Genomic DNA, 6761 nt, shown 5'->3' on the forward strand with positions numbered 1-6761 from the left:
AGGAAAATAATTATGGACATTAGTCGAATTAAAGGTATTATTGTACCGTTGCTGATTCCAGTAAATGATGATGAAAGTGTGAATGAATCTAAACTGCGAGAAGTTGTTGACCACGTTATTGATGGTGGTGTACAAGGTATCTTGGCATTTGGTAGTAATTCAGAATTCTACATGTTCACTGATGAAGAAATGACTGAAATCTTTAAGATCATCGTTGACGAAACAAACGGTAGAGTTCCTGTCTTCTTCGGAATGGGTCCAATTCGGACCAGCCATGGGGTTAAATTGGCCAAGCTGGCTGAAAAGCTGGGTGCTGACGGGATTTCTGTTCTGCAACCGATGTTCCTCAAGCCAACTGATGAGGAATTGTATGGCCACTTTAAGACGATTGCCAATACTGTGCCAAACTTACCAATGCTGTTGTACAATAACCCACGGGTGGGCTACCGCTTGAATGCCTCCTTGGTTAGTGACTTAGCCCACAATGTTGAAAACATTATTGGTGTTAAGGATTCCAGTGGTGACATGACTTACTTCAGTGAAGTTGTTCGGTTAACACAAGATATTGAGTTCCGTGCGTTCACTGGTAAAGACACATTAATTTACTTAGGATTGTGTGCAGGTTCATGGGGCAGTGTCTGCTCAACGGCTAACGGCTTAGTCAAAGAAGTTGTTGATATTTACGACAAGTTCGAAACCGGTGACTACAAGGGTTCTCGTGAAGCACAGTATAAGTTTAATCCAGCACGACTGGTTCAAAATAAGGCTAGCTTCCCAGTAGCAACTAAGGATATGGCTAATTTGCTTGGCATGAATGTCGGTAAGCCAATCCTCCCAAGTCTGCCATCTAACCAAGAAGTACTTGACGGCATGAAGACGGAAATTGATAAACTGGTGGGGACTAAGACCACGAATTGAGGTTTTTCTTATGACAAGGGTACTAATTGCATCGGATTCGTTTAAAGGAAGTGCAACGTCAAACGAGGTAGCTGATTATATCGCAACGGGGGCTCACCAAGCTGACCCTACAATTCAGGTCACAACCGTTCCAATTGCAGATGGTGGCGAAGGCACAGTCAATAGCGTGTTAGCTGCTGTCGGCGGTCAAGCCTATACAGCTTCAGTTGTTGGTCCGCTAGGCCAGACGGTTGAAGCCCAATGGGGAATGATTGATCAGGAGACGGCGATTGTTGAGGTTGCTGAAGCCGCTGGATTAAATCTAGCCAAGAGTGATCTTGATCCCATGTTGACGACGACTTATGGTGTTGGCCAAATGATTCAAGCTGCTTTGAATCGTGGTGCTTCTAAAATCTATATTGGTCTCGGTGGCAGTGCCACCAACGATGGCGGCATTGGGATGGCTCAAGCACTCGGTGGACACTTCTATGACAGCGCCAACCATGAGTTAGCTTATGGTGGTAATGGATTAATGCAGTTAGATCATATAGACCTATCTCAAATGGACCAGCGTTTAAAGAACACAGTTATTGTAGGGTTAACGGATGTAGCTAATCCATTAACTGGTCCCCAAGGTGCTGCTAAGGTTTTTGGCCCTCAAAAAGGTGCTAATAAAGAAATGATTCAATTGCTGGATCAGGGGCTAAGTTTGTTAGATCAAACATTGCAGGCTCAGCTCACTATTGACTGCGGTGAAGTTCCAGGTGCCGGTGCTGCTGGTGGGACTGGATTTGGAATCCTTAGTTTTCTTGGTGGTCAATTAAAGCCAGGTATCGAGGAAATTATGCGACTAGTTAAGTTAGATGCACGAATTTCTAAATCGGATTTAGTAATTACTGGTGAAGGCCAGATTGATGGCCAATCGCTAATGGGAAAAGCACCAATAGGGATTGCACATCTGGCAAAGCAACATGGGTTACCAGTTATCTTAATTGCTGGTAGCATTGGGGATAATATTCAAGCGGTTTATGCATCAGGCGTCGACTTGGTTCTTTCATCGACAGCATCGCCAATGAGTGTGAATCGCGCAATTGCTAATGTACGGCCGCTGTTAACCCAAGCGGGGTATACGGCAATGCGAGCTTTCAACCTTAATCGAGTTCTTATTGATTAGTTCAGAGCAATACGATTTGATCCTTCAGATAAATACGTAACAAGATTGCTTTAATTGGCAATTCGCGTTAATAACCTGGGAAATATTAGCTTATTTTAATATTTCCCGGGTTATTTCAATGTAATATCAGAAAATCCTTGCTCATCACGCCGCGTCATCCGCTATAACTAGACTCAGGAGGTGAGATTCATGTCAACTTACACGACGGGCGAACTTGCTAAAAGCGTCGGGGTTTCGGTGCGGACGCTCCAGTACTATGACCAAAAGCACTTACTGAAGCCAACCGCCACGACTGACGGTGGTCGGCGCATTTATACCGAGGCGGATGCAGACACGCTCAAGCTGATTTTACTACTGAAGAGTATGGGCTTGAAGTTAGCCGCGATTCGCGAAATTCTGGCGAGTGACAATGCGCAACCGGTTTTGGAATTGCTCCTGGCAGAACAAGCCAAGCGATTGACTCGGGAACGCGACCAAGCGACGACGCAGTTGCGAACGGTGACAGCGGTCCAACAAAGCTTAACGGGTGCGGCGGGTTTGTCCCTCAAATCCATTAAAGACATGGATCGACTGATGAATAATCAACAGTCTTTGAAGCGGGTGCACGGCCGACTAGTCGCTGGTGGGTTACTGATGGATGCGCTGGAGATTGCTGGACTGGTCTATGCCTGGCTTACCGGCAATTGGTGGGTCTTCGCTGGGGTGATGGTCGTGGCCATCGTGGTCGCCGCGGGCTTGACCCGTCACTATTTCCAACAGGTGGCCTACACCTGTCCTCACTGTCACACGACCTTTAAACCGCGTTTCTGGCAGGCGTTTTGGGCAGGGCACAGTCCCCGAACTCGTAAACTGACTTGCCCGCACTGTGGCCAAACGGATTACTGTGTCGAAGTGTTTGCTGAATCAAGTAAATTGTCCTAAACTGTGACTAGTTAAGATGTTCACAGAAGGGTGGAATTTTGATGAATGAGCAACGAACCGTACGTTTGATCTTGCCGCAATGGCAAGGCGGCGTCAATCCGGATTATTTGTTTGGAGCGGAACTACTGGCACAAATCTTGCCGCCAGATGACCAGGCCGAAACAATTCACGTGCCGGTCTCAGCGGATTTAGCAGCCAGTCAAACGGCGACGGACGGTGTGGCTGGTAAGCCCATCTTGTTGCGGCAGATGGCCGAGACCAAGTCAATTTTGGCCGTCAAACAACCAGACCGGGTGATTACGGCTGGCGGTGACTGTTCTATTTCAGAAGCGCCCTTCGATTACCTTAGCGGCAAGTACGGTGAGAGCTTGGGGGTCTTGTGGTTGGACGTCCATCCGGATATTGCGGATCCTAGTACGTCGCAACACGCGCATGAAATGGTCGTCGCCAACCTGCTGGGCAAGGGGGACCCAGACTTCAGTCAAGCGGTCGCTCATCCCATTTTGCCACGTCAGTTGATGTACGGCGGGTTAGACCACCGGGCGTTGCGGCCAATGGATCAAGCGGTCGACACGTTGGGGATTCGCTACGCTACGCCGGAAGAGCTGGCCAGTGATAGTCAGTCGATTCTGGATTGGCTGGCTGCCGAAAAGCTGACCCATCTGGCGGTTCATCTGGATCTGGACGTCTTGACGCCGGCTGATTTCCGGTCCATCTTACCGGCGCAACCGCACACGGATGTGAATAACTTCGGGGCCGCTGTTGGTCAGCTGGCCTTGCGCCAAATTGTGCGGGTCATGCAGGATGTCAGCCAGCACGCGGATGTCGTGGGCTTCAGCATTGCCGAGCATATGCCGTGGGATGCGATTAATCTGCGGCATGCGTTAAGCGAGATTTCGATTTTTAAATAAGCGTCAAAAATCCCCAGCCACCGGCAATCTGCCAGCGACTGGGGGTTTTTCAAATTCTAAGATTCAACCTTATCATGTAAAATTGCGTCCAACACGTCTTCGGCGACCAGGCCGACTTGGCCGGCGTCGTGGCGGTCGGTGGGGCCGTTGAATTCGGCGTAGTTGGTCTCGTGCTTCATGACCACGATGCGGTCCGCCATGCGGGCGGCTTCGTTGACGTCGTGGGTGACCAGGATGGTCGTGAGCTGTTGTTGCTCACAGATGTGTAGGATCAGGTCCTGCATTTTCCGCCGGGTCAAGGCGTCCAAGGCACCCAGGGGTTCGTCGAGCAACAAGACTTGGGGATGGGACATCAATGCCCGGGCCAAGGCGACCCGCTGCTTTTGCCCACCGGACAATTGGTTCGGGAACTGTTGGGCGTATTCGTCGAGGTCGACCAGGTGCAAGAGCTTCTTGGCTTCGGCCTGTTGCTGGGCGTCGTGGCTCTTGAACGACAGATTGTCGAGCACCGTCATCCACGGCAACAGCCGGTCTTCTTGAAACATCACGCGAATCACGACCGCGGAATCTTCACGGGTCTCGTGGTTGAACAAGACTTGACCGCGCGTGGGTGTTTCCAAGCCGGCAATCATGCGCAGCAGGGTACTTTTCCCGCCCCCACTCATGCCGACCAGCGCGAGAAATTCGCCGGGTTCGATGTTAAAGCTAACGTCGCCCAAGGCGGTGATTTGACCGTAGTCCTTGCCGATGTGGTCGATGGTAATTTCTGGTTTTGTCGTCATTACTTACTGCTCCTTCCCAGCGTCTGCCAGTCGAGGAAGAGCGTTTCAAAGCTCTTGGCGACCAGGTCAGAAATCTTCCCGAGGATGGCGTAGATCACGATACACAAGATGACCGTTTCCATGTCCACGAAGTCTTCGGCGTTGGTTGACATGTAGCCGATACCGGAGTTGGCGGAAATGGTTTCGGCCACGATTAAAGTGGTCCACATGACCCCTAAGGCGTAGCGCACGCCGACTAGCACTTGTGGCAGGGCAGCGGGGAAGATGATTTTTTGAAAGAGTTCACGTTTGGATAAATTGTAGGACTGACCCATTTCAATCAGGTCCGGGTCCACGTTGCGAATCCCGTTGAAGGTGTTGATGTAGACCGGGAACATGGTCCCGATGGCTACCAGCGAAATCTTGGCAGATTCGTTGATTCCCAGCCAGATGATGATCAGTGGAATCAGCGCCAAATGGGGCACGTTGCGGACCATTTGAATTGAAGAGTCGAACAGCAGGCGTGCGGTATTGGACATCCCGTTGACAAAGCCTAAGACGAAGCCCAAGCCCCCACCGATGACCAGGCCTAACGTTGCCCGATACAGGCTAATACTCATGTTCTTCGGCAGTTCGCCACTTTGCGTCAGCTTGACGCCATCTTGTAAGACGGCCCACGGTGACGGCAAAATGTTGGTCGACAGCCAGCCCAGACTACTACTGAGTTGCCAGATGGCTACGACGAGTACGGGAATTAAAAATGGCAAGAACCCTTTAAATGAGAAGGACCGCGTCTTCGGTTTCGGCGGAAGCGCGGGGGACAGTGCAACAGTTTTTTGCATGAAAATGAGCCTCCTAGGCAGGAATAATCAAAATTAAGTGATGCGGCGGGATTGATACTTACCGCCAGCCTACCCGTAGTTTACAAGTAATTTTGGGTCACAACTATTGCCGTTTTCTAAGTGTTAAATAAGAATTTCTTAGAAAGGTGGGGTGGGAGGCTCGCTGGACCGTCATTGGGGTAGTGGTAGGTGTAATTTGGCGAATAGTTTTCTAGCATCGAGCGACTGTTGCATGGCCCGTGACACAAACAGTTGCTGGTGTTGGCGAACGTGCTGGGCGAGTGCGGCCGGTTGGGTGAGCAGGCGTAACTTGATCTCTTGATCGAGTGACTGTACGACCAGGTTATTTTTAATATTGGATAGCGTACTAGAACTCATAGCCAGCAATAACGCCGTTTCACGGAGCGTTAACCCCAGTTTTGCGCGGGCAGTCTTGATTTCTTCTGGGAATAAAAAGCCATATTGTTCCCGATAAAGCTGATAATCAGTGTCCAAGTTCTGTTCAATCTGATCGAGCGGTTCCAGATAATTAGCGGTGTCGTTTAGGTCGGCACCAGCCGTAACCCAGTAATAATGTGTATTTTCCAGGGGGTCACCGGCAATCATGGCAGTCTCTTGAACTGCAATGACGGTATAGGCAATCTTGTTGCCAGTGATATTGGTTGACGTGACGTAGTTGATGATTTTCATGAGAGGCCTCTTTTCTAGGGATGGGAGAACCAAGTGATGTTGAGTGGCTTTCCTTGTGGATGGTAAGATTCGAGTTGAGTGAAGTCAGGGCCAATATTAAATTTGACGTACATTGACTTAAATAAAAATAATTTGGTTTGTTACTGTGAAATAACAAGTTTAGTCAAGAAATACTATTAAACTGAGGGTTGAAAGATAAATATCAGTTAGAAGCACTGTTACCACGCGACTGATGACGTAAAAATTAGTCGTTTATAGCATCCTAGTAAGGACTGGCCGCCTACCGTCAGCCAACTATGGGTTGGAACGCGGTGGGCGGACCGGACCGAGCCTGAGAACCGGTCTCGGCCTCGCTTTGAGCCGAAGGTCACGTCTCAAAGACGCTAGTTGTCTAAGCGGCATGAACCACGCCGCTAAGACAACTCCCACGGCTGAACCCATATTTGGCGGACTCTCGGCTACAAGTGTGCTTGCTAGTAACAGTTGGTTTAGCCACAGGTGGCGATTGATTGGGCAACTAATCTTTAACTAAGACAGTGTTGCTGATAATCGCCAACTCGCCGGA

7 protein-coding genes are annotated in these 6761 nt (G+C 49.6%); 4 read left to right on the forward strand and 3 right to left on the reverse strand.

Going from position 1 to position 6761, the window contains the following annotated elements; all coding sequences use genetic code 11:
- The first annotated feature begins 12 nt into the window (after nt 1-12).
- The 4 genes from EKM83_RS10780 to EKM83_RS10795 all read left to right on the forward strand — a co-directional run bounded on the left by EKM83_RS10780 (nt 13) and on the right by EKM83_RS10795 (nt 3903).
- Nucleotides 13-918: a dihydrodipicolinate synthase family protein gene (locus EKM83_RS10780; protein WP_125577311.1), complete on the forward strand. Its 906-nt coding sequence runs from the start codon at nt 13-15 to the stop codon at nt 916-918.
- A 10-nt stretch (nt 919-928) separates the two neighbouring features.
- The gene (locus tag EKM83_RS10785) at nt 929-2071 is read left to right on the forward strand and encodes a glycerate kinase family protein (RefSeq protein WP_125577313.1); all 1143 of its coding nucleotides are present in this window, start codon (nt 929-931) and stop codon (nt 2069-2071) included.
- A gap of 189 nt (nt 2072-2260) precedes the next feature.
- On the forward strand, nt 2261-2992 hold the full coding sequence (locus EKM83_RS10790) for a MerR family transcriptional regulator (protein WP_125577315.1): 732 nt from the start codon (nt 2261-2263) through the stop codon (nt 2990-2992).
- A gap of 41 nt (nt 2993-3033) precedes the next feature.
- Nucleotides 3034-3903: an arginase family protein gene (locus tag EKM83_RS10795; RefSeq protein WP_125577317.1), complete on the forward strand. Its 870-nt coding sequence runs from the start codon at nt 3034-3036 to the stop codon at nt 3901-3903.
- A 56-nt stretch (nt 3904-3959) separates the two neighbouring features.
- Here the strand turns inward: EKM83_RS10795 and EKM83_RS10800 are convergent, their stop codons facing one another.
- From EKM83_RS10800 to EKM83_RS10810, 3 genes are all read right to left on the reverse strand, one after another.
- Entirely contained in the window at nt 3960-4685 is a 726-nt protein-coding gene (locus EKM83_RS10800; RefSeq protein WP_125577319.1) for an ABC transporter ATP-binding protein, read from the reverse strand.
- A complete protein-coding gene (locus tag EKM83_RS10805; RefSeq protein WP_125577321.1) occupies nt 4685-5506 on the reverse strand; it encodes an ABC transporter permease subunit in 822 nt (273 codons plus the stop codon). Before EKM83_RS10805 ends, EKM83_RS10800 begins: the two co-directional genes overlap by 1 nt.
- A gap of 171 nt (nt 5507-5677) precedes the next feature.
- Nucleotides 5678-6196, reverse strand: a complete 519-nt coding sequence (locus EKM83_RS10810; protein ID WP_125577323.1) for a transcriptional regulator — start codon at nt 6194-6196, stop codon at nt 5678-5680.
- Between the last annotated feature and the right edge of the window lie 565 nt (nt 6197-6761).

The organism is Levilactobacillus angrenensis (assembly GCF_003946085.1).
GTDB classification, from domain to species: domain Bacteria; phylum Bacillota; class Bacilli; order Lactobacillales; family Lactobacillaceae; genus Levilactobacillus; species Levilactobacillus angrenensis.

Excerpts from the sequence above, each read along its gene's own strand:
- EKM83_RS10795 (WP_125577317.1), top strand. The coding sequence starts at position 3,034 with ATGAATGAGCAACGAACCGTACGTTTGATCTTGCCGCAATGGCAAGGC.
- EKM83_RS10800 (WP_125577319.1), bottom strand. The coding sequence starts at position 4,685 with ATGACGACAAAACCAGAAATTACCATCGACCACATCGGCAAGGACTAC.
- EKM83_RS10785 (WP_125577313.1), top strand. The coding sequence starts at position 929 with ATGACAAGGGTACTAATTGCATCGGATTCGTTTAAAGGAAGTGCAACG.
- EKM83_RS10790 (WP_125577315.1), top strand. The coding sequence starts at position 2,261 with ATGTCAACTTACACGACGGGCGAACTTGCTAAAAGCGTCGGGGTTTCG.
- EKM83_RS10780 (WP_125577311.1), top strand. The coding sequence starts at position 13 with ATGGACATTAGTCGAATTAAAGGTATTATTGTACCGTTGCTGATTCCA.
- EKM83_RS10805 (WP_125577321.1), bottom strand. The coding sequence starts at position 5,506 with ATGCAAAAAACTGTTGCACTGTCCCCCGCGCTTCCGCCGAAACCGAAG.
- EKM83_RS10810 (WP_125577323.1), bottom strand. The coding sequence starts at position 6,196 with ATGAAAATCATCAACTACGTCACGTCAACCAATATCACTGGCAACAAG.